The 20,696-nt window shown below is 74.0% G+C and carries 16 protein-coding genes and 1 pseudogene; 12 read left to right on the top strand and 5 right to left on the bottom strand.

Annotated elements, in window-relative coordinates; all coding sequences use genetic code 11:
- Positions 1-99 precede the first annotated feature (99 nt).
- The gene (locus tag CMS_RS09230; protein ID WP_012299202.1) at positions 100-1,857 is read right to left on the bottom strand and encodes a DEAD/DEAH box helicase; all 1,758 of its coding nucleotides are present in this window, start codon (positions 1,855-1,857) and stop codon (positions 100-102) included.
- A gap of 140 nt (positions 1,858-1,997) precedes the next feature.
- Here CMS_RS09230 and CMS_RS09225 point away from each other — a divergent pair, with 140 nt between their 5' ends.
- Complete coding sequence (locus CMS_RS09225) at positions 1,998-2,780, top strand: DUF4184 family protein (protein WP_041464578.1); 783 nt, start codon at positions 1,998-2,000, stop codon at positions 2,778-2,780.
- A gap of 25 nt (positions 2,781-2,805) precedes the next feature.
- Here the strand turns inward: CMS_RS09225 and CMS_RS09220 are convergent, their stop codons facing one another.
- On the bottom strand, positions 2,806-3,660 hold the full coding sequence (locus tag CMS_RS09220) for a class I SAM-dependent methyltransferase (protein WP_012299200.1): 855 nt from the start codon (positions 3,658-3,660) through the stop codon (positions 2,806-2,808).
- A gap of 47 nt (positions 3,661-3,707) precedes the next feature.
- On the opposite strand from CMS_RS09220, the pseudogene CMS_RS09215 reads away from it, so the two are divergent.
- Positions 3,708-4,352 (top strand): annotated as a pseudogene (locus tag CMS_RS09215) (helix-turn-helix domain-containing protein).
- Here the strand turns inward: CMS_RS09215 and CMS_RS09210 are convergent.
- Positions 4,349-5,311, bottom strand: a complete 963-nt coding sequence (locus CMS_RS09210; protein ID WP_012299199.1) for an IS481-like element ISCmi2 family transposase — start codon at positions 5,309-5,311, stop codon at positions 4,349-4,351. The pseudogene CMS_RS09215 and the gene CMS_RS09210 sit on opposite strands and share 4 nt — an antisense overlap.
- A gap of 280 nt (positions 5,312-5,591) precedes the next feature.
- On the opposite strand from CMS_RS09210, the gene CMS_RS09205 reads away from it, so the two are divergent.
- Together CMS_RS09205 and CMS_RS09200 are read left to right on the top strand one after the other, a co-directional pair.
- Positions 5,592-6,599, top strand: a complete 1,008-nt coding sequence (locus CMS_RS09205) for an FKBP-type peptidyl-prolyl cis-trans isomerase (protein WP_223842617.1) — start codon at positions 5,592-5,594, stop codon at positions 6,597-6,599.
- 8 nt (positions 6,600-6,607) lie between these two features.
- Entirely contained in the window at positions 6,608-7,690 is a 1,083-nt protein-coding gene (locus CMS_RS09200; protein WP_012299197.1) for a 1-deoxy-D-xylulose-5-phosphate reductoisomerase, read from the top strand.
- A 197-nt stretch (positions 7,691-7,887) separates the two neighbouring features.
- Here the strand turns inward: CMS_RS09200 and CMS_RS09195 are convergent, their stop codons facing one another.
- On the bottom strand, positions 7,888-8,565 hold the full coding sequence (locus tag CMS_RS09195; RefSeq protein WP_041464577.1) for a hypothetical protein: 678 nt from the start codon (positions 8,563-8,565) through the stop codon (positions 7,888-7,890).
- Entirely contained in the window at positions 8,562-9,809 is a 1,248-nt protein-coding gene (locus CMS_RS09190) for a serine/threonine-protein kinase (RefSeq protein WP_041464576.1), read from the bottom strand. Before CMS_RS09190 ends, CMS_RS09195 begins: the two co-directional genes overlap by 4 nt.
- Positions 9,810-9,946: 137 nt before the next feature.
- Here CMS_RS09190 and CMS_RS09185 point away from each other — a divergent pair, with 137 nt between their 5' ends.
- The 8 genes from CMS_RS09185 to CMS_RS09150 all read left to right on the top strand — a co-directional run bounded on the left by CMS_RS09185 (position 9,947) and on the right by CMS_RS09150 (position 20,690).
- Positions 9,947-11,371 carry a M50 family metallopeptidase gene (locus tag CMS_RS09185; RefSeq protein WP_174270082.1) on the top strand — a complete coding sequence of 475 codons (1,425 nt, stop codon included), beginning with the start codon at positions 9,947-9,949 and terminating at the stop codon, positions 11,369-11,371.
- A gap of 95 nt (positions 11,372-11,466) precedes the next feature.
- The gene (gene ispG / locus CMS_RS09180) at positions 11,467-12,612 is read left to right on the top strand and encodes a flavodoxin-dependent (E)-4-hydroxy-3-methylbut-2-enyl-diphosphate synthase (protein ID WP_012299193.1); all 1,146 of its coding nucleotides are present in this window, start codon (positions 11,467-11,469) and stop codon (positions 12,610-12,612) included.
- Positions 12,613-12,718: 106 nt separating this feature from the next.
- Positions 12,719-13,750 (top strand): 3-oxoacyl-ACP synthase III, encoded by a 1,032-nt coding sequence (locus tag CMS_RS09175; RefSeq protein ID WP_012299192.1) that lies wholly within the window; start codon positions 12,719-12,721, stop codon positions 13,748-13,750.
- Between the two features lie 7 nt (positions 13,751-13,757).
- Entirely contained in the window at positions 13,758-16,439 is a 2,682-nt protein-coding gene (locus tag CMS_RS09170) for an alpha/beta fold hydrolase (protein ID WP_041464574.1), read from the top strand.
- Positions 16,436-17,449, top strand: coding sequence for an NAD-dependent epimerase/dehydratase family protein (locus tag CMS_RS09165; protein WP_012299190.1), 1,014 nt, complete (start codon positions 16,436-16,438; stop codon positions 17,447-17,449). Before CMS_RS09170 ends, CMS_RS09165 begins: the two co-directional genes overlap by 4 nt.
- A 31-nt stretch (positions 17,450-17,480) precedes the next feature.
- Positions 17,481-19,253: a proline--tRNA ligase gene (locus CMS_RS09160; protein ID WP_012299189.1), complete on the top strand. Its 1,773-nt coding sequence runs from the start codon at positions 17,481-17,483 to the stop codon at positions 19,251-19,253.
- Between the two features lie 85 nt (positions 19,254-19,338).
- Positions 19,339-20,346 (top strand): transcription termination factor NusA, encoded by a 1,008-nt coding sequence (gene nusA, locus CMS_RS09155; RefSeq protein ID WP_012299188.1) that lies wholly within the window; start codon positions 19,339-19,341, stop codon positions 20,344-20,346.
- Positions 20,347-20,396: 50 nt separating this feature from the next.
- Positions 20,397-20,690 (top strand): YlxR family protein, encoded by a 294-nt coding sequence (locus tag CMS_RS09150; protein WP_041464573.1) that lies wholly within the window; start codon positions 20,397-20,399, stop codon positions 20,688-20,690.
- The last annotated feature ends 6 nt before the right edge of the window (positions 20,691-20,696 follow it).

Here is a 20,696-nt window from a genome sequence, read left to right as displayed (position 1 = left end):
AAACCACGATCCCCGCAACCCCCTGAACTCAGGGTGTTGCGGGGACCACGAGAATCCGCCCGAGGAGGCGACGGGCCGTCTGTCGTGACGCGCAGAGGATCAGTCGCGCGGCTTCCGTCCGCGACGCTCCGGGGCCGCACCGCGCTCGGCGGCGCGGGGGCCGCCGCGGTCCGGGCGGATGTCGATCGGGCGGCCGTTGATCAGCGTGTTCGCGAGCTTGCGCAGCTGGTCGTCGGACGTGGCCGCCGGCAGCTCGACGAGCGAGAAGTCGGGACGGATGTCGATGTGGCCGAAGTCCTCGCGGCTGAAGCCGCCCTCGTTGGCGAGCGCCCCGACGATCTGGCGGGGCTCGACGCGGTGGCGGCGGCCAACGTCGATGCGGTACGTCGCCATGTTGCCGCTGCCGCGGGCGGGGCGGGCGCGACGCTCGCCGCGGTCGTCGCCGTCGCGGCCCGGGCGGTCGTCCCGGCGCTCGCGCTCGACGCGCGGCGGACGGAGGTCGTCGGCCGAGAGGAGGAGCGGGGTGTCGCCCTGCGCCACGATCGCGAGCGCGGCGGCCACGTCGGACTCAACGACGTCGTGGTGGTTCACGTAGTGGCCCACGATGTCGCGGAACGCGTCGAGGCGCTCGCGGTCGGCGAGGGCCGCGGTGATCGCGTCGTCGAAGCGGGAGAGGCGCGTGACGTTCACGTCCTCGGCGCTCGGCATGCGCATCTCGGTGAGCGGCTGGCGCGTGGCCTTCTCGATGGCGGTGAGGAGGCGGCGCTCGCGCGGCGTCACGAAGCTGATCGCCGCGCCGCTGCGGCCCGCGCGACCCGTGCGGCCGATGCGGTGCACGTACGACTCGGTGTCGATGGGGATGTCGTAGTTGACGACGTGGCTGATCCGGTCGACGTCGAGGCCGCGCGCCGCGACGTCGGTGGCCACGAGGATGTCGAGCTTGCCGTTCTTCAGCTGCTCGACCGTGCGCTCGCGCTGGGCCTGCGCGACGTCGCCCGAGATGGCGGCGGCCGCGTAGCCGCGGGCCCGCAGCTTCTCGGCGAGCGTCTCCGTCTCGTTCTTGGTGCGGACGAACACGATCATGCCCTCGAAGTTCTCGGTCTCGAGGATGCGCGTGAGGGCGTCGACCTTCTGCGGGTACGACACCATCAGGTACCGCTGCGTGGTGTTCGCGGAGGTCGTGGTCTTGTTCTTGACCGTGATCTCCTCGGGGTCCTGCAGGTACTTGCCCGAGATGCGGCGGATCTGCGCGGGCATCGTGGCCGAGAACAGCGCGATCTGCTTCGACTTCGGGGTATCGGCGAGGATCGTCTCCACGTCCTCCGCGAAGCCCATCTTGAGCATCTCGTCGGCCTCGTCGAGCACGAGGAACTTCAGCTGCGACAGGTCGAGGGTGCCCTTGTCGAGGTGGTCCATGATCCGGCCGGGGGTGCCGACGACCACGTGCACGCCGCGACGGAGCGCCGACAGCTGCACGCCGTAGCCCTGGCCGCCGTAGACCGGCAGCACGTGCACGCCGCGCATGCCGGACGCGTAGCGCTCGAACGCCTCGCACACCTGGAGCGCGAGCTCGCGGGTGGGGGCGAGGACGAGGGCCTGCGGCGTCTTCTGCGCGACGTCGAGGTTGGAGAGGATCGGCAGCGCGAACGCGGCCGTCTTGCCGGTGCCGGTCTGCGCGACGCCGAGGACGTCGCGGCCGGACAGGAGGGAGGGGATCGTGGCGGCCTGGATCGCGGAGGGCGTCTCGTAGCCCACGTCCTTGAGTGCCTTGAGCACCTGGTCGGAGAGACCGAGGTCGCTGAAGGTCGTGCGGGGGGCGTCCGTCTCGGAAGGAGAGGCGGTTTCGTCAGTGCTCATGCCTCAACGGTAGGGGGTCGCGGGCGTCCCGGGCCCCGCGCCGGGCGGGAGAGGCGGACTCCGCCACCCTGTGCGGCGTCGGCGGACGAGCACGGCGACCTCGGCGTGCGCTGTCGCCCGGCCCCGCGACAGGATGGAGCGTGCCCTTCACCGTCAGCCACGCCGTCGTCGCCCTGCCCGCCGTCCGCGGGCCGTTGCCGGCCGCCGCCGTCGCCGCGGGCGCCATAGCCCCCGACGTGCCGCTGTTCCTCCCCGGCGGCCTCTCGTACGCGCAGACGCACGGGTTCCCGAGCCTCCTGGTGACCGCGCTGCCCGTCGCCGCCGTGATGCTGGCGGTCTGGCTCGTGCTGCTGCGGCCGGCCGCCGGCGCGCTCCTCCCTGCCTCCGTCGGATCCCGGCTGCCCTCCGCCTGGACGCTGCGACCGCGGCCGACCTGGCGCGGGACGCTCCTCGCGCTGGCCGCGTTGCTCCTCGGCGTGCTGACCCATGTGGCCTGGGACGCGTTCACGCACGAGGGGCGCCTCGGATCCGCGATCCTCCCGGTGCTCGCCGAGCCGTGGGGCGCGCTGCCCGGCTTCCGGTGGATCCAGTACGCATCGTCCGTCGGCGGGCTGGTCGTGCTCGGGGTCGCCGCGGTCCGCTGGTTCCGGCGTGCGACGCCGGGACCCGTGCCACGGCCGGGCCGCGCGCCGGCCGAGCGGACGCTGCGGCGCGCGCTCGCCGCGGCGCTGCTCGCCGTCGTCGTGCTGTCCGTGCTGGTCCCGGTCGCGATGGACGGCGTGCCGCGCGACCTCGACGCGCTCCGCGGCATCGTGTTCGTGGCCATCACCCGCGGCGGCGCGGCGATGGCGGCCGCGGTGCTGCTGGCGGCGCTCGCCGTGCCGGTGATCCGGCGCGGGGCCCGGTCCTCGTCCGCCGGGTGATCCGCCCGGCTGGCGGCGGGCCGGGTCAGCGCAGGCGGCGACCCACGTACGCGGTGCGGGTCCTGCGGAGGCCGAGGCCGGGGATCCGCGCCAGGGCGTGCGGACCGTCGTCGTCGAGGAGCGCGTCGAGGACGGCGCGGTCGTCGGCGTCGAGGCGGTCGGCGGAGCGGTCGCGCACGCGGGCCAGCCATGCGCGGGCGTAGGGGAGGGTCGCGGCGGCGGCGATCGGATCCGCGGGGTCGGGGTCGATGGAGAAGGTGCGCGTCACGACGTCCACCAGCCCGGCGTCGCGCAGCCACGGCGTCCAGTCCGGGTGCGACGGCCCGCCCGTGCCGCCGTGGGTGACGGCGTCGTCGAGGCGGTCGGCGAGGCCGGGCCGGCCGAGCGCGGGATCGAGGCGGTCGGGCGGGAAGCGCGGCGGGCCGTCCATCTCGACGACGGCGAGGATCCCGCCGGGCGCGAGGCCGTCGTGGACGCGGGCGAGCAGCCGCGCGGGGTCGGCGACCTCGTGCAGCATGAGCGACGCCCACACCAGGTCGGCGGGCGGCAGCGCGGGCCAGCCCGCGTCGAGGTCGGCCTGCACGGTGCGGATCCGGTCGGCGAGCCCGTCGACGACCGCGCGCTCGGCGACCCGGTCGAGCATGGCGGCGCTCGCATCGACGGCGTGCACCTCGGCGCGGCCGAAGCTCCGCGCCAGCGCCACGGTGCCGGTGCCGGTCCCCGCGCCCAGGTCGACGACGACGCGGCCGGGGGTGTCGCGGGCGAGGCGGCGGATCCAGGCGGTCAGCTCGCGCTGGTGGCGGTGCAGGATCCGGGCGTCGAGGTCGAGCATGCGGGCGAGCGACGGGTCGGCGGTGCCGTGCGGGTGGTGGTGGGGCATGGATCCAGGCTGGCGCACCCCTGCTCGTCGCGCATACGATCTTGCCCATGACGCAAGAGCCGGATCTCGACGCCCTCGTCCGCCAGCGCATCCGCAGCCTCCGCGAGGCCCGCGGCTGGTCGCTCGACGTGCTCGCCGCCCGGTGCTTCCTCAGCCCGTCGACGCTCAGCCGGATCGAGACGGGTCACCGGCGCATCGCGCTCGACCAGCTCGTGCCCATCGCATAGGCCCTCGAGACATCGCTCGACGCGCTCATCGAGTCGGGCGACGACGCCGACGTCGTGATCCGGCCGCAGGAGGACGCGCAGGCGGGGCGCACGACGTGGATCCTGTCGCGCGGCGGGGGCAGCGGATCCGGCTCGTTCGTCGCGAAGATGCGCATGACGCCGACGCAGCCCCTGCCCGTGGACGCGCTCGGCGTGCACCCCGGCCGCGACTGGTTCACGGTGCTGTCCGGGACGGCGCGCCTGCAGCTGGGGGAGCGGACGATCCTCGTGGCAGAGGGCGACGCGGCCGAATTCTCGACGATGGTGCCGCACGGGATCAGCGCGCATCGCGGGGTCACGGAGATCCTGACGATCCTCGACCGCGACGGGCAGCGGGCGCACCTGCGGACGACGGGGACGGGCCCCGCGTCGCACGAGGCGCACCCGCACGAGCCGTCCGGGGACGACGGCCCGGCGGAGGGCTAGGTGTAGTTCCCAGTGAGGTTGTGAACGCGTTCGGCGGGCGTGAGTCCGCCGATGCCGGTGTGGGGGCGGTGGTGGTTGTAGTGATGCAGCCAGGCAGGGTAGGTCGCGGCGCGGGCCTCGTCGGTGCGATAGGGATGGGCGTAAGCCCATTCCGTGGCGAGGGTGCGGTTGAAGCGCTCGACCTTCCCGTTCGTCTGGGGCCGGTACGGGCGGGTGCGTGTGTGGGCGATGGTGCCGAGCGCCTCGGTGAAGGCGTGGGAGCGGTAGCAGGAGCCGTTGTCCGTCAGGACACGGATCACGGTGATGCCCGCGGCGGTGAAGAACGCGTTCGCGCGGGCCCAGAACGCGGCAGCGGTCTCCTTGCGCTCGTCGGTGAGGATCTCGGAGTACGCCAGTCGGGAGTGGTCATCCACGGCGTGATGCAGGAACGCGTATCCCCGCCCGGTCCGGGGAGTGTTCCTCCGGCCGGCCGCTCTGCCGAGGACTCGGTGCCCGCCGCCGTCCGGGATGCGGCCGAGCTTCTTGATGTCGACGTGGACCAGATCTCCCGGCGAGGAGTGCTCGTAGCGTCGGGCAGGAGACCGCCGGGCAGGGAGCCCGGTGCTCAGATCGACGTGCTCGAGCAACGGCATCCGATACCGGTTCAGCACCCGCTCGACCGTCGAACGCGGAACGCGGAGGTGATAGCTGATGCGGTGCGGGCCCCACCGGCGAGTGAATCTCAGCGCGATGATCCGCCGCTCCCGACGCTGACTCGTGCGGGTCGGTTGCCGGTGCGGGCGGGATGAGCGGTCCGTCATCGGCAACCCGGCCCGATACCGGCGAGCCCATCTCGACGCCGTCGCCGGCGAGCACTGGAACCTCTCCGCCGCACGCCGGACCGGCCACCCGTCCTCGATGATCAACCGGGCAAGCCGAAGCCTGCCCGCGGGAGTGAACGGGGCGTTAGCGTGAGTCACGAAGACCTCCGGTGATGACGTGTGCTTGGTAACTCACATCGTCCCGGAGGTCTTCGCTATCCGCTCACGCGTTCACAACCTCCCGAGGAACTACACCAGGCCGCCGCGCCTTCCCACGTCCTCTTCCGCGCCTTACCGGCGCTCCTCCCCAGCGTCCACCTGCCCGGATCCCGGTGCCCGCCTCGCGCCCCTGTCAGGCGCTCCCCGGCCGGGTCGGGCAGACTGTGCGAGTCCCTCCCACCTACCTGGTGCGTCCGGCGCGCCGATGAAAGCGACTCACGTGAAGCGACGCATCCCCCTCACCCTGGCCGCGGCCGCCGTCCTGGCCCTGTCCGCCTGCTCCGGCAGCGGCACGCCGAACGCGGACCCGTCGGCGAGCCCGACGGCCGGCGCGCGCACCGCGGGGGCCTCCTGCATCGACACCCCGTCGGGCGACGCGTCGAAGTCGGTCAAGGTCTCCGGCGACTTCGGGAAGGCCCCCGAGGTCACTGTCGACGCCCCGCTCACGGTCGACACGACAGAGCGCACGGTCGTCACCGAGGGCGACGGCGCGGAGATCGCGGCCGGCGCCACCGCGAACATCGCGCTCGCGGCCTACAACGGGAAGACCGGCGAGGCGATCTCGCAGCTCGCCTACAACGCCGACTCGCCGCTGCCCGCCACCATGAACGACGGCGCGCTGGTCCCCGGCGTCGTCCGCGCGGTCGAGTGCACCACGGTCGGATCCCGCATCGTCGCGGTGGTCCCCGCGGCCGACGGCTTCGCCGCCGAGCAGGCCACGACGCTCGGCCTCGGCGCCGACGACCCGATCGTCATCGTGGTCGACGTGCTCAGCCAGGCCGCCACGCGCGCCGACGGCGTCGACCAGCCCGCGCCCGAGGGCTTCCCGGCGGTCACGCTGGCGGACAACGGCGCCCCCACCATCACCATCCCGGACGCCGCCCCGCCGACGGAGACGAAGATCGCGAACCTCAAGGTCGGCGACGGCGCCGAGGTCACCGACGGCGCGAGCGTCACCGTGCAGTACACGGGCATCAACTGGAACACCAAGAAGGTCTTCGACTCCAGCTGGGACCGCGGCCAGTCCGCCACCTTCGTCACGTCGCAGGTCATCCCCGGCTTCACGAAGGCGCTCGTCGGCCAGAAGGTCGGCTCGCAGGTCATCGCGATCATCCCGCCGGCCGACGGCTACGGCGAGAAGGGCTCCGGGGAGGACATCGGCGGCAGCGACACCATCGTGTTCGTGGTCGACATCCTCGGCACCCAGCCCGCCGCCGCAGGCCAGTAGGAGCAGCCGTGCGCCGCGTCATCGTCCTCGGATCCACGGGCTCCATCGGCGTGCAGGCCCTCGAGGTCGTCGCGCGGCACCCGGAGCTCTTCGAGGTGGTGGGGCTCGGCGCCGGCACCCAGCGCGAGGCGCTCGCCGAGCAGGCGCGCGCCGCGGGCGTCGAGCACACGGCCCTCGGCGCCGACGAGGCGGAGCAGCTCATCCGCTCGGTCGACGCCGACGTCGTGCTCAACGGCATCACCGGATCCGTGGGGCTCGGTCCCACGCTCGCCGCGCTGGAGGAGGGCCGCACCCTCGCCCTCGCCAACAAGGAGTCGCTCATCGTCGGCGGTGAGCTGGTCCGCGGTCTCGCGGCGCCCGGGCAGCTGGTCCCCGTCGACTCGGAGCACTCCGCCATCGCGCAGGCGCTCCGCGGGGGGACGGCCGAGGAGGTCAGGCGCCTCGTCGTCACGGCGTCCGGCGGTCCCTTCCGCGGTCGCTCGCGCGCCGAGCTGGAGCACGTGACCCCGCGCGAGGCGCTCGCGCACCCCACGTGGGACATGGGCCTCGTCATCACCACGAACTCGTCGACGCTCGTCAACAAGGGCCTCGAGGTCATCGAGGCGCACCTGCTGTTCGACGTGCCCTACGAGCGCATCGACGTCGTCGTGCACCCGCAGTCGCTCGTGCACTCCATGGTGGAGTTCATCGACGGGTCGACGCTCGCCCAGGCGTCCCCGCCGGACATGCGCCTCCCCATCGCCCTCGGCCTGAACTGGCCGCACCGCATGCACGACGTCGGCGTGCCCATCGACTGGACCCGCGCCGCGACGTGGACCTTCGAACCGCTCGACGACGAGGCGTTCCCTGCCGTGCTGCTCGCCAAGCAGGTCGGCACGGCCGGATCCACGTACCCGGCCGTCTACAACGCGGCGAACGAGCAGGCCGTGCAGGCGTTCCACGCGGGTCGGGCGGGCTTCCTCGACATCGTGGACACCATCCGTCGCGTCGTCGACGCCCACGAGCCGGCGTCTGGCCCCCTCACGCGCGAGTCGCTGGCCGAGGCGGAGCGCTGGACGCGCGCCGAGGCCGACCGGGTGCTCGGGGTCTGACCGACCCGGCCGGACCACCGGCAGGAAGGACCGCCGCCCGGCCGTTGCCGCCCGTCGGGCCGCCGCCCGCTGGACCGCCGTTGCCGCCCGTCGGGCCGCCGCCGCCCGCCGGACCGCAGCCGGAGCCGGCCACCGCTGGCGCGGTGCCACCGCGGACGCGGTGCCGCAGGTCGGCTGGCGATCCGGGCAGGCCGGCCTCAGCCGTCCCCGTTCCCGTTCCCCGGGTTCCCGGCTCCGCCGTTCCCGTTGCCGTTGCCGTTCCCGTTGCCGTTGCCGTTGCCGATCCCGTTCCCGTTGCCGCCGCCGCCGCCGTTCCCGTTGCCGCCGCCGTTCCCTCCCGACCCACCACCATCGTCGCCCGGTGCCGGGCTCGGGGTGGCCGGGGCCGGGGGCGTCGCCGTGCGGGTCGGGCTGGGCGTGGGAGAGGGCGTCGGCGTCCGTGAGGGGGTGGGCGACGGCGAGGGGCTCGTGGACGGCGAGGGAGTGGGCGTCGGCGTGGCCTTCGCCGCATCCCGGGCGGCCTCGAGCTGCGCCCGCACCGCGTCGATGCGCGCGATGATCTCGTCGCGCCGCGCCTGGTCGATGGACCCGTCCGCGAGGTCCGCCTCGACGGCAGCGCGCAGCTCCTCGAGCTGGGCGAGCGCCTTGGCGTAGTCCCCGTCCGCGGACGACCGGGTGACGGACTGCGTGCGCTGCTGGAGGTCGTCGAGCGCGCGGTCCTCCGGCGTCGACGATCCCGCGCAGCCCGCGAGCAGGAGCACGGCCGTGGTCGCGGCCGCGAGGCCCACGACGGCACGCCCGCGGAGCGAGCGCCGGTCGGGAGTCACGGCGGATCGCGGGGTGCCGGGGATCGGGCGGGTCGATGTGCGGATCACGGGGCGTCCTCCACGCTCTTCTGCAGCTCCTCGAGGCTGGCCCCGAGGGGTCCGGGGACGGACGGGTACGAGGTGTCGTGGGTCTGCATGGCGTTGACGGTCACGACGCCCACGACGGCGGCAGCGGCGATCAGCACGGAGACGACGGCGATGCTGAGCGCCCGGCTGCCGCGGCGCTTGGCCGGGGCGCGATCCGCCGGGGGACGGGCACCGGACGGCGAGGTCCTGGCCGTGGGGTCCTCGCCGCGCGGGGCAGGCGTCGTCGGCGCGGCGGCGAACCGCTCGGTCCGGGCGTCCGGATCCGCGGCCGGCGCAGCCGCCGCCGCGCCGTACCCGGCAGCAGCTGCCGCGGCGGGCATCACGCGCGTCGACGTCGCGGTCGGCTCGCCCACGGCGGAGGCGGGCGCGCGTCCGGTCCGCAGCTCCGCGGCGACCTCGCGCGCGGTCGGCCGGGTCTCGGGATCGCGCCGGGTCATGCGGGAGAGGAGGTCCACCCACGAGGCACCGAGCCGGGCGGGGATCTCGGGGTCGCGCACCACGCGCGCCATGGTCGACTCCGCGGCCGTGCCGGGGAAGGTGCGGCGGCCGGTGAGGCACTCGAGGAGCACGAGGCCGAGCGCGTACACGTCGGTCGGCGCGCCCACCTCCTCGCCGAGCGCCTGCTCGGGGCTGAGGTAGCTGACGGTGCCGATGATGGATCCGGTCGAGGTGAGCCGCGTGCCGTCCACGAGGCGCGCGATCCCGAAGTCGGTGAGCTTGGCGACGGCCGGCTCGTCGTCCTCCGCCTGGGCCAGCAGCACGTTGGCGGGCTTCACGTCGCGGTGCACGACCCCGCGGCGGTGGATGTAGCCGAGCGCGTCGGCGAGGATCCCGCCGATGCGCGCGACCTCGGGCCCGGGCAGCGGCCCCTCCTTCATGCGGTCGGCGAGCGTGGTGCCGTCGACGATCTCCATCACGATGAACGCGAGCACGCGGTCGCCGACGACGTCGTCGCCCACGTCGAACAGTGTCACGAGGCCCGGGTGGCTGAGGCCCGCGAGCATGCGCACCTCGCCCTCCTGGCGCTCGACCTCGCCCGGGTCGGCGGAGTCGGTCGCGAAGACCTTGACCGCGACCTCGCGGCCGAGGATCTCGTCGGCGGCGCGGTACACGGTGGCCATGCCGCCGCGTCCGAGCAGTCCGCTGATGCGGTAGCGACCGGCCAGCAGCGTGCCGGCGAGTGGGTCGGGCCGTTCTCCGGGCATGGGCGCACCTCTCGTCACGGTCCCCCAGAATAGCCCGGGGCTCCTGGGCGGCACCCGCCCGGCGCGGTCGGCGGCCAGCCTGCGGATCCGCGCCACGGCGGCGTCCGCCCAGGGTGCGGGAGGTAGCCTCTCCCACCATGGACGGCGTCTTCCTCTACATCCTCGGGGTGCTCATCATCGTGGTCGGCGTCGCCGTGTCCATCGGCCTCCACGAGGTCGGTCACCTGGTGCCCGCGAAGCTCTTCGGCGTGCGCGTCACGCAGTACATGATCGGCTTCGGGCCGACGATCTTCAGCCGCCGCAAGGGCGAGACCGAGTACGGCGTGAAGGCCATCCCGCTCGGCGGCTACATCTCCATGATCGGCATGTTCCCGCCGCAGAGCTCCCGGGCCGGCACGAGCAGCACGGGGATCGCGCAGCTCGTCGGGCCCGACTCCCGCCGCGGCGCCGCCGACGCCGGGTCCCCGGCCGCCCCCGACGCCGACGACCGCGCCGGCCGCGGCTTCTTCGACCTCCTCGTGCAGGACGCCCGGCAGGCCAGCGCCGAGAGCGTCGGCGACGAGGAGGACCGCGCCTTCTACAAGCTGTCCGTGCCGAAGCGCATGGTGATCATGCTCGGCGGGCCGGCCATGAACTTCCTGCTCGCGATCCTGCTGTTCGCGGTGGTGCTCTGCGGCTTCGGCGTCACGACGCCCACCACGACGGTCGGCCAGGTGAACGCGTGCATCGTGCCCGCCGGATCCACCGCGTCGGCCGACGCCGCCACCTGCCCCGCCGGCGCTCCCGAGGCGCCCGGCGCGGCGGCCGGCCTCCAGCCCGGCGACACGATCGTCAGCATCGACGGCTCGCCGGTCACGGCGTGGGACCAGGTCACGAGCACGGTCCAGGCCTCCGCCGGGAAGGAGCTCGACGTCGTCGTGGAGCGCGACGGCGCGCAGCAGACGCTGGCCATCACGCCCGTCCTCTCGGAGCAGGCCGTCCCCGGATCCCGCGGCGCCCCCGAGGTCGACGAGCAGGGGAACCCGGTAACCCGCGAGGTCGGCCTCATCGGCTTCAGCCCCACGCAGGCCGTGCAGCAGCAGCCGCTCTCGGCCGCGTTCACCACCACGGGCGAGAACATGGCCGCGGTCGGCAACCTGATCCTCAACCTCCCGCAGCGCCTGGTCGACGTCGGCCGCGCGGCCTTCGGCGGCGGCGAGCGCGACCCGAACGGCCCCATGAGCGTCGTGGGCGTCGGCCGCGTCGCGGGCGAGATCGCCAGCCTCGACGAGACGCCCGTCGCCTCGCGCGCCTCCGCCATGATCGGCCTCGTGGCGTCGCTCAACGTGGCGCTCGGCATGATCAACCTCCTGCCGCTCCTCCCGCTGGACGGCGGGCACGTGCTCGGCGCGATCGTGGAGGGCGTCCGCCGCTTCTTCGCCCGGCTGTTCGGTCGGCGCGATCCGGGGCCCGTCGACGTCGCGAAGCTCATGCCGCTGACCTTCGTGGTCGTGATCGTGTTCGGCGCCATGAGCGCGCTGCTGATCTTCGCCGACCTGGTGAACCCGGTCCGGCTGACCTGACATCGCCCAGCGCCTGATGCGGGGCCGGCCCGCGACAGCGGGGCCGCGCGCCCCCGACGCACCGGGCGCGCAGGAATCGGACGTAGGCTCTTCCCGTGCCAGCAGTCAATCTCGGAATGCCGAAGGTCCCTGAGGTCCTCGCGCCCCGCCGCAAGACCCGTCAGATCAGCGTCGGCAAGGTGAAGGTGGGCGGCAACGCCCAGGTCAGCGTCCAGTCGATGACGACCACGCAGACGACCAACATCAACGCGACGCTCCAGCAGATCGCCGAGCTCACGGCCACCGGCTGCGACATCGTGCGCGTGGCGGTGCCCCACCAGGACGACGCGGACGTGCTGCACATCCTGGCGAAGAAGAGCCAGATCCCGATCATCGCGGACATCCACTTCCAGCCTCGCTACGTCTTCACGGCCATCGACGCCGGCGTCGGCGCGGTGCGCGTGAACCCCGGCAACATCCGCAAGTTCGACGACCAGGTCGGCGCCATCGCGAAGGCCGCCAAGGCCGCGGGCACCTCGATCCGCATCGGCGTCAACGCCGGATCCCTGCACCCGAGCCTGCTGCAGAAGTACGGCAAGGCCACGCCCGAGGCGCTCGTCGAGTCCGCCGTGTGGGAGGCCAGCCTCTTCGAGGAGCACGACTTCCACGACTTCAAGATCTCGGTCAAGCACAACGACCCCGTCATCATGGTGAAGGCCTACCGCCTCCTCGCCGAGCGCGGCGACTGGCCGCTGCACCTCGGCGTCACCGAGGCCGGCCCCGCGTTCCAGGGCACCATCAAGAGCGCCACGGCGTTCGGGATCCTGCTCTCCGAGGGGATCGGCGACACCATCCGCGTCTCCCTCTCCGCGCCGCCGGCCGAGGAGGTGAAGGTGGGCCTGCAGATCCTGCAGTCCCTCAACCTCCGCGAGCGCAAGCTCGAGATCGTCTCCTGCCCGAGCTGCGGCCGCGCCCAGGTCGACGTGTACTCGCTCGCCGAGCAGGTCACCGAGGGCCTCAAGCACGTCAACGTGCCGCTGCGCGTGGCCGTCATGGGCTGCGTCGTGAACGGTCCCGGCGAGGCCCGCGAGGCCGAGCTCGGCGTCGCGTCCGGCAACGGCCGCGGGCAGATCTTCGTCAAGGGCGAGGTCATCAAGACCGTCCCCGAGTCCGAGATCGTCCAGACCCTCATCGAGGAGGCCAACCGCCTCGCCGCGGAGATGCCCGCCGGATCCATCGGAAGCCCCGAGATCCTGGTCTAGACCCCTACTCCCTTCCCGCCCCGGGTGGCGGCCGTGCATCCGCGCGCGCCGGCCCGGCGTAGGCTCTCGAAGTCGTCCGCCCGGCGGACTGCCCCACGAACTGAGGATGCTGTTGAACGGTAACGCCACTTTCCGGCATCGGAACACCTCCCTGCTCGGCCTCGCCAGCGTCCTCGCGCCCCACACCGTGACGTCGGTCGAGATCGACGACCGGCTGAAGCCCGTGCTGTCCCGGCTCCGCCTCCCCACCGGTCTCCTGCAGCGCGTCGCCGGCGTGCTCGAGCGCCGCAACTGGGACGCGTCGATGTCGTTCGACGCGGCCGCCACCGAGGCCGGACGCAAGGCGCTCGCGCAGGCGGGCATCGAGCCGTCGCAGATCGGGCTGCTCATCAACACCTCGGTCACGCGGGCGCACCTCGAGCCGAGTGTCGCGGTCAGCATCCACAACGGGCTCGGGCTGCCGTCGTCGGCCCTCAACTTCGACATCGCCAACGCGTGCCTCGGCTTCGTCAACGCGATGACGCTCGCGGGCCACCTCATCGACTCGGGCCAGATCGACTACGCGATGATCGTCGACGGCGAGGACGCCGGCGAGATCCGCCACAACACGGTCGCGCGCCTGCTCCGCCCGGAGACCACGCGCGCCGACTTCCTCAGCGAGTTCCCCAGCCTCACGCTCGGCGCCGGCGCCGCGGCGGCCGTCCTCGGGCGCACGAGCGACCACCCGGAGGGGCACCGGATCCTCGGCGGCGTCACGCGCGCGGCCACCCAGCACCACGAGCTCTGCATCGGCGACGTGGACGGCATGTTCACCGACACCAAGGAGCTCCTCCGCGGCGGCATGGAGCTCGTCGTCGACGCGTGGAAGGAAGCCGCCCAGGACGACTGGGAGTGGTCGGACATGGATCGCTACATCCTCCACCAGGTGTCGGACGTGCACACCAGCGCCATCGTCAAGGCCGCGAAGCTCGACAAGTCGCGCGTGCCGCTGACGTACCCGCGCTACGGCAACGTCGGGCCCGCGAGCATCCCCATCACGCTCGCCGACCAGGCCGACAGCCTGAGCCGCGGCGACCGCGTGCTCTGCATGGGCGTGGGCTCGGGCCTCAACACGGCCATGACCGAGATCCTCTGGTAGCCGCGGCGTGAGCGCATCGGCCGCGGTCGCCCCGGCGACCGTCCCCGTGGCAGGCCCCGACGGCCAGCCGCTGCCCGGACTCCACCCGGCCTGGTCGCGCGTCGTGCGCGCGGGCGGCCACGGCTGGCACCTGCTCGACACAGGGGAGCGGCTCGCGGCCACGGGTGCGCCCGTCGCCGGCACGATCCTCTGCGTCCACGGCAACCCCACGTGGTCGTACCTGTGGCGTCGCATCGCGGCGGAGTCGCTGGCGCGTGCCGAGCGAGATCCGTCGCGGCCGGCCTGGCGCGTGGTCGCCGTCGACCAGCTCGACATGGGCTTCTCCGAGCGCACGGGCGTCGCGCGCACGCTGCCGACAAGGCTCGCCGACCTGCAGGCGCTCACCGACGAGCTGGGGCTCAGCGGATCCGGCGCGACCGGGCCCGTGGTCACCCTCGGCCACGACTGGGGCGGCGTCGTCAGCCTCGGCTGGGCGCTCCGCAACCGCGACGTGCTCGCGGGCGTCATGGCGCTCAACACGGCCGTGCACCAGGAGGAGGGCGTGCCCATCCCGTGGCCGCTGCGCCTGGCGCTCGCCACGGGGATCCACGATGCCGCCACGCGCGGCACCCCTGGCTTCCTCGCCACCACGCTCGCCCTCGCGCACCCGCCGCTCGACCCGACCGTGCGTCGCGCGTTCGCGGCGCCGTACCGCGGGGCGTCCCGCCGCGCCGGGATCCGCGGCTTCGTCGCCGACATCCCGGTGGGCCCCGCGCACCCGAGCCACGCGACCCTGACCTCCATCGCGGAGGGGCTGCGCGACCTCGACCTGCCCGCCCTGTTCGTCTGGGGCCCGCGGGACCCGATCTTCAGCGACGTGTACCTCTCCGACCTCCTCGAGCGCCTGCCGCACGCCGACGTGCACCGTGTCGAGGGCGCCGGGCACCTCGTCACCGAGGACCACGACTACGCCTCCGCTGCGCTCGACTGGCTGGCGGATCGGGTCGCGCCGGGGTCGGCACCCGCCGCCGCCGCGCCTGCCGTCCCCGCTGTCGCCGACGCCGCGCCCGTCCGCTCGCTCGGCGCGCTGCTCGAGGAGCTGCGCGACAGCGACGACCCCGTGCTCGTGGAGATGGCCCCGCGCGGCGGCGGCTCGCCGCGCACCGTCTCCTGGCGCCTGCTGTCGCGCCGCGTCCGCGAGATCGCGGCGGGCCTCCATGCCCGCGGGCTCCGCGCGGGCGACCGGGTCTCCCTGCTCGTGCCGCCCGGCGCCGACCTCACGGCCCTCCTCTACGCGTGCCTCCGCATCGGCGCGATCGTGGTGGTCGCCGACGCGGGCCTCGGCGCGAAGGGCCTCGGGCGCGCGGTCGCCGGATCCCGCCCCGACATGGTCGTCGGGATCCCCGCGGGCCTCGCCCTCGCGCGGGCCCTCGGCTGGCCGGGCGAGCGGATCTCCGTCACCACGCTCGCGCCGCCCGTCGCCCGCGCGCTCGGCGTCGCCGCGAGCCTGCCGGAGATCGCCCGCGACGGCCGGGCGCAGGTCCTGCCGCCGGAGCCCGCGGCCGACGACGACGCCGCGATCCTCTTCACCTCGGGATCCACCGGCCCCGCGAAGGGCGTCGTGTACACGCACCGCCAGCTCGCCGCCCTCCGGGACATGCTCGGCGGCCGCTTCGACGTGGGCGTCGGCACCGGTCTCGTCGCCGGATTCGCGCCGTTCGCCCTGCTCGGCCCCGCGCTCGGCGCCACGAGCGTCACGCCCGACATGGACGTGACCCGGCCGCACGACCTCACCGCATCCGCCCTCGCTGCCGCGGCCCGTGCCGCCGATGCCACGGTCGTCTTCGCGTCACCCGCCGCTCTCGCCAACGTCGTGGCGACCGAGGACGCGCTCACCTCCGACGACCGCGCCGCGCTCGGCCGCGTCCGCTCGCTGCTCTCCGCCGGGGCGCCGCTCTCGGAGGCCCTGCTCACGCGCGCCGCCGCGCTCGTGCCGGCCGCCGAGGTGCACACGCCCTACGGCATGACCGAGGGGCTGCTCCTTACCGACGTGACGCTCGAGGGGATCCGCCAGGCGGCCCTCCGCGGCGACGCCGGCGTCTGCGTCGGCGCCCCCGTCGACCCCGTCGCCATCCGCATCAGCCCGCTCGACGCCGACGGCGCCGCGACGGGCGCGCTCACCGCGGAGCCCGGCGTCACGGGCGAGATCGTCGCCGCCGCGCCGCACGTCCACGACCGCTACGACCGCCTCCACGTCACCGACCGGGCGGCCCGCCGCGACTCGGACGACGGGATCCGCCGCCACCGCACGGGCGACGTCGGCCACCTCGACGCCACGGGCGCGCTCTGGGTCGAGGGCCGCCTGCCGCACGTGATCACGACGGCCGACGGCGTGCTCACGCCCGTCGGCCCCGAGCAGCGCGCCGAGTCCGCCCCGGGCGTCGGCCGCGCCGCTGCCGTGGGCGTCGGGCCGGCCGGCGTGCAGCAGCTGGTGCTCGTCGTCGAGACCGTGCCGACCGCGCGCCGGGTCGGCCTCGCGGATCCGGACCTCGCCACCGCGGTGCGCGCCGCCGTCGGCCACCCCGTCGCCGCGGTGATCGTCGTCCCGGTCCTGCCGACCGACGTGCGGCACAACTCCAAGGTCGACCGCGCGCGCCTCGGCCGCTGGGCCGCCGGGATCCTCTCGGGCGGCCGGGTGAGCGCGCCGTGATCGTCCTCGTCACGGGCGCGAGCGGGATGCTCGGCCGCGCCGTCGCCGAGCGCCTCGCCGCCGCGGGCCACGCCGTCCGCACCTTCCAGCGCCAGCCGTCCGGGCTCGCGTCGAGCGGCACGGATCCGGTGCCGGGCTCCGTCGTCGACCTCCGCGGCAGCGTCACCGACCCCGCCGCCGTCCTCCGCGCGGTCGCGGGCGTCGACGCCGTCGTGCACCTCGCCGCCAAGGTCTCGCTCGCGGGGGATCCGGCCGACTTCCGCGCCGTCAACGTCGAGGGCACGCGCGGGCTCCTCCAGGCGGCGCGCGCGGCAGGCGTCACGCGCTTCGTCCACGTCTCCTCGCCGTCGGTCGCGCACACGGGCCTCTCCATCACGGGCGACGGCGCAGGCCCCGCGGATCCCGTCCGCGCGCGCGGCGACTACGCCCGCACCAAGGCCGAGGGCGAGCTCATCGCGCTGGCCTCCGACGACCCCGCGATGCGCGTGCTCGCCGTGCGCCCGCACCTCGTCTGGGGCCCGGGCGACACGCAGCTCGTCGCGCGCATCGTCGACCGCGCTTCTCGCGGGCGCCTCCCGCTCCTCGGCCACGGCGCCGCCCTCATCGACACCGTCTACCGCGACAACGCCGCCGACGCCATCGTCGCCGCGCTCGACGCGGCCGACACCGCGCACGGACGCGCCTACGTCGTCACCAACGGCGAGCCGCGTCCGGTCGCCGAGCTGCTCGCGGGCATGTGCCGCGCCGCCGGGGTGCCCGCGCCGCGGATCCGCGTGCCCGCCGCCCTCGCCCGAGCCGCCGGGGGAGCGGTCGAGCGCGTCTGGGCCGTGCGCCCCGGATCCGACGAGCCGCCCATGACCCGCTTCCTCGCCGAGCAGCTCTCCACCGCGCACTGGTTCGACCAGCGCGAGACCCGCCGCGCGCTCGGCTGGACCCCGGCCGTCTCCCTCGACGAGGGCTTCGCGCGCCTCCGCCTCGCGTACGCGGCCGAGCGCCCCGCCGCGCGCTGAGCCGACCCGGGCGGATCGCTAGGCTGATCCGGTGTCCACACGCCTCTCTAAGCTCTTCGTCCGCACCCTCCGGGAAGACCCCGTCGACGCCGAGGTGGCCAGCCACCGCCTCCTCGTGCGCGCCGGCTACATCCGCCGCCAGGCCCCCGGCATCTTCGCCTGGCTGCCGCTCGGCCTCCGGGTCAAGAACAAGGTGGAGGCCATCGTCCGCGAGGAGATGGAGCGCATCGGCGCCCAGGAGGTGCACTTCCCCGCGCTCCTGCCCGCCGAGCCGTACCAGGCCACCGGCCGCTACGACGAGTACGGCCCCGGCATGTTCCGCCTCGAGGACCGCAAGCGCGCGCCCATGGTGCTCGCGCCCACGCACGAGGAGTTCTTCGCGCTGCTCGTGAAGGACCTCTACTCCAGCTATAAGGACCTGCCCCTGTCGATCTACCAGATCCAGGACAAGTACCGCGACGAGGCCCGCCCCCGCGCCGGCATCCTCCGCGGTCGCGAGTTCACGATGAAGGACGCCTACTCCTTCGACCACACCGACGCCGGCCTCGCCGTCAGCTACCAGGCCCAGCGCGACGCCTACGAGCGGATCTTCCAGCGCCTCGGCCTCGAGTACGTCATCGTCGCGGCCGACGCGGGCGCCATGGGCGGGTCCAAGAGCGAGGAGTTCCTGCACCCCACGCCCATCGGCGAGGACACCTTCGTTCGCTCGCCCGGCGGCTACGCGGCCAACGTCGAGGCGTTCACGACGCTCGTGCCCGAGTCGATCCCCATCGAGGGCCAGCCCGCCGCGCGCGTCTTCGACTCGCCCGACACCCCCACCATTCAGACCCTCGTCGACCTCGCGAACGCCCGCGAGCCGCGCGAGGACGGCCGCGCCTGGACCGCCGCCGACACGCTGAAGAACATCGTGCTCGCGCTCACCCACCTCGACGGCACGCGCGAGCTCGTCGTCGTCGGGATCCCCGGCGACCGCGACATCGACCTCAAGCGCGCCGAGGTGGCCTTCTTCCCCGCCGAGGTCGAGGCCGCGAACGACGGCGACCTCGCCAAGAACCCTGGTCTCGTGAAGGGCTACATCGGCCCGTGGTCGCCCGAGGGCCCCGTGCTCGGATCCACGTCCAGCACGAAGGTGCGCTACGTCGTCGACCCCCGCGTCGTCGACGGCAGCTCGTGGATCACGGGCGCCAACGTCGCCGGGAAGCATGTGCTCTCGCTCGTCGCCGGCCGCGACTTCACGCCCGACGGCGTGGTGGAGGCGGCCGACGTGCGCGACGGCGATCCCGCGCCCGACGGATCCGGCCCCATCAGCACCGCGCGCGGCACCGAGATCGGCCACGTCTTCGAGCTCGGCCGGAAGTACGCGGAGGCCCTCGGCCTCAAGGTGCTCGACGAGAACGGCAAGCTCGTCACCGTCACGATGGGCTCGTACGGCATCGGCATCACGCGCAACCTCGCGCTCGTCGCCGAGGCCACGCAGGACGGTCGCGGCCTCCTCTGGCCCGCGTCCATCAGCCCGTTCGACGTGCACGTGGTCATGACCGGCAAGGATCCCGCTGTGGGAACGGCCGCCGAGGAGCTCGTCGACGCGCTCGACGCCGCGGGCCTCGACGTGCTGTTCGACGACCGCCCCAAGGTGTCGCCCGGAGTCAAGTTCGGCGACGCCGAGCTCATCGGCGTCCCGACCGTCGTCATCGTCGGCCGCGGCGCCGTCGACGGCATGGCCGAGCTCTGGGACCGCCGCACGAACGAGCGCACCCCGGTCGCGCTCGCCGACGTCGCGGGCGCGCTCACCGCCGCCCGCTGATCCCCTCCGCACCGCCCTCGAGGCTGCCCGACCCCTCCCGGTCGGGTAGCCTCGAGTGTTTCCAACCGAATAGAGGAGTCGCACCGTGGACATCGACCTGAGCGTCTTGCGCCTGATGGAGCGCGAGCGCGAGATCCCGTTCGAGGAGCTCGTCTCGATCATCGAGCAGGCCATCCTCACCGCCTACCTCAAGCACACCGACCAGGCCGACGCCAAGCCCGTCGCCGACGGGGTGCCCCCCGCGCGCGTGCACCTGGACCGCAAGTCCGGCCATGTCTCCGTGCACGTCCCCGAGCTCGACGAGGACGGCCTCGTCATCGGCGAGTCCGAGGACAGCCCGAGCGACTTCGGCCGCATCGCCGCGTTCGCCGCCAGGCAGGTCATCAACCAGCGCCTGCGCGACATCGGCGACGACCGCATCCTCGGCGAGTTCAAGGGCCGCGAGGGCGACATCGTCGCGGGTGTCATCCAGCAGGGCCCGAACCCGCGCATGATCCACGTCGACCTCGGCACCATCGAGGCGATTCTCCCGCCCGAGGAGCAGGTGCCCGGCGAGAAGTACGTGCACGGCTCGCGCCTGCGCGTCTACGTCACGAGCGTCTCCCGTGGCGCCAAGGGGCCGCAGATCACGGTCTCGCGCACGCACCCGTCGCTCGTCCGGAAGCTCTTCGCGCTCGAGGTGCCGGAGATCGCGTCCGGCCTCGTCGAGATCGTCTCGCTCGCCCGCGAGGCCGGGCACCGCACGAAGATCGCGGTGCGCGCGACCGAGCCCGGCATCAACGCCAAGGGCGCGTGCATCGGCGAGCTGGGGCAGCGCGTCCGCGCCGTCACGGCGGAGCTGAACGACGAGAAGATCGACATCGTCGACTACTCCGAGTCGCTGCCCGTCTTCGTCGGCAACGCGCTCTCGCCCGCCCGGGTCACGAGCTCGTTCGTCATCGACCAGGCGACCAAGGCCGTGCGCGCGCTCGTGCCCGACTACCAGCTCTCGCTCGCCATCGGCAAGGAGGGCCAGAACGCCCGCCTCGCCGCCAAGCTCACGGGCGCGAAGATCGACATCCAGCCCGACTCGATCCTCGAGGGCGACGACTGAGCGCCGCCCGCCGGGACCCGGCCTCCGCGCCGCCGGACGGAGGGGGTAGTATGGAGCCGGTAAGAACGTGCGTCGGCTGTCGTCGGCGTGCCCCGAGGTCCGCTCTCCAGCGGATCGTCGCCGATCCCCCCACCAGCTCCCTCATCATCGACGAGCGCGCGGTGATGGCCGGCAGGGGCGCGTGGATCCATCCGACCATCGAGTGCATCGACAGAGCGATCGCGCGGCGCGCCTTCGGGCGGGCCCTGCGGAGCGACACGGCGCTCGACCCCGCAGCTCTTGGGGGACTACGAGAGCGGCTCGCGGCCCAGCCGAGCGCGCGAGCATCCGAGAGAACAGGCTGAACGGCA

Origin of the sequence: Clavibacter sepedonicus (genome assembly GCF_000069225.1) — a bacterium.
In the GTDB taxonomy this organism is placed as follows: Bacteria; Actinomycetota; Actinomycetes; order Actinomycetales; family Microbacteriaceae; genus Clavibacter; species Clavibacter sepedonicus.
Note: the sequence above shows the minus strand (reverse complement) of the source record. Positions and strands in the feature narration are given on the sequence as shown.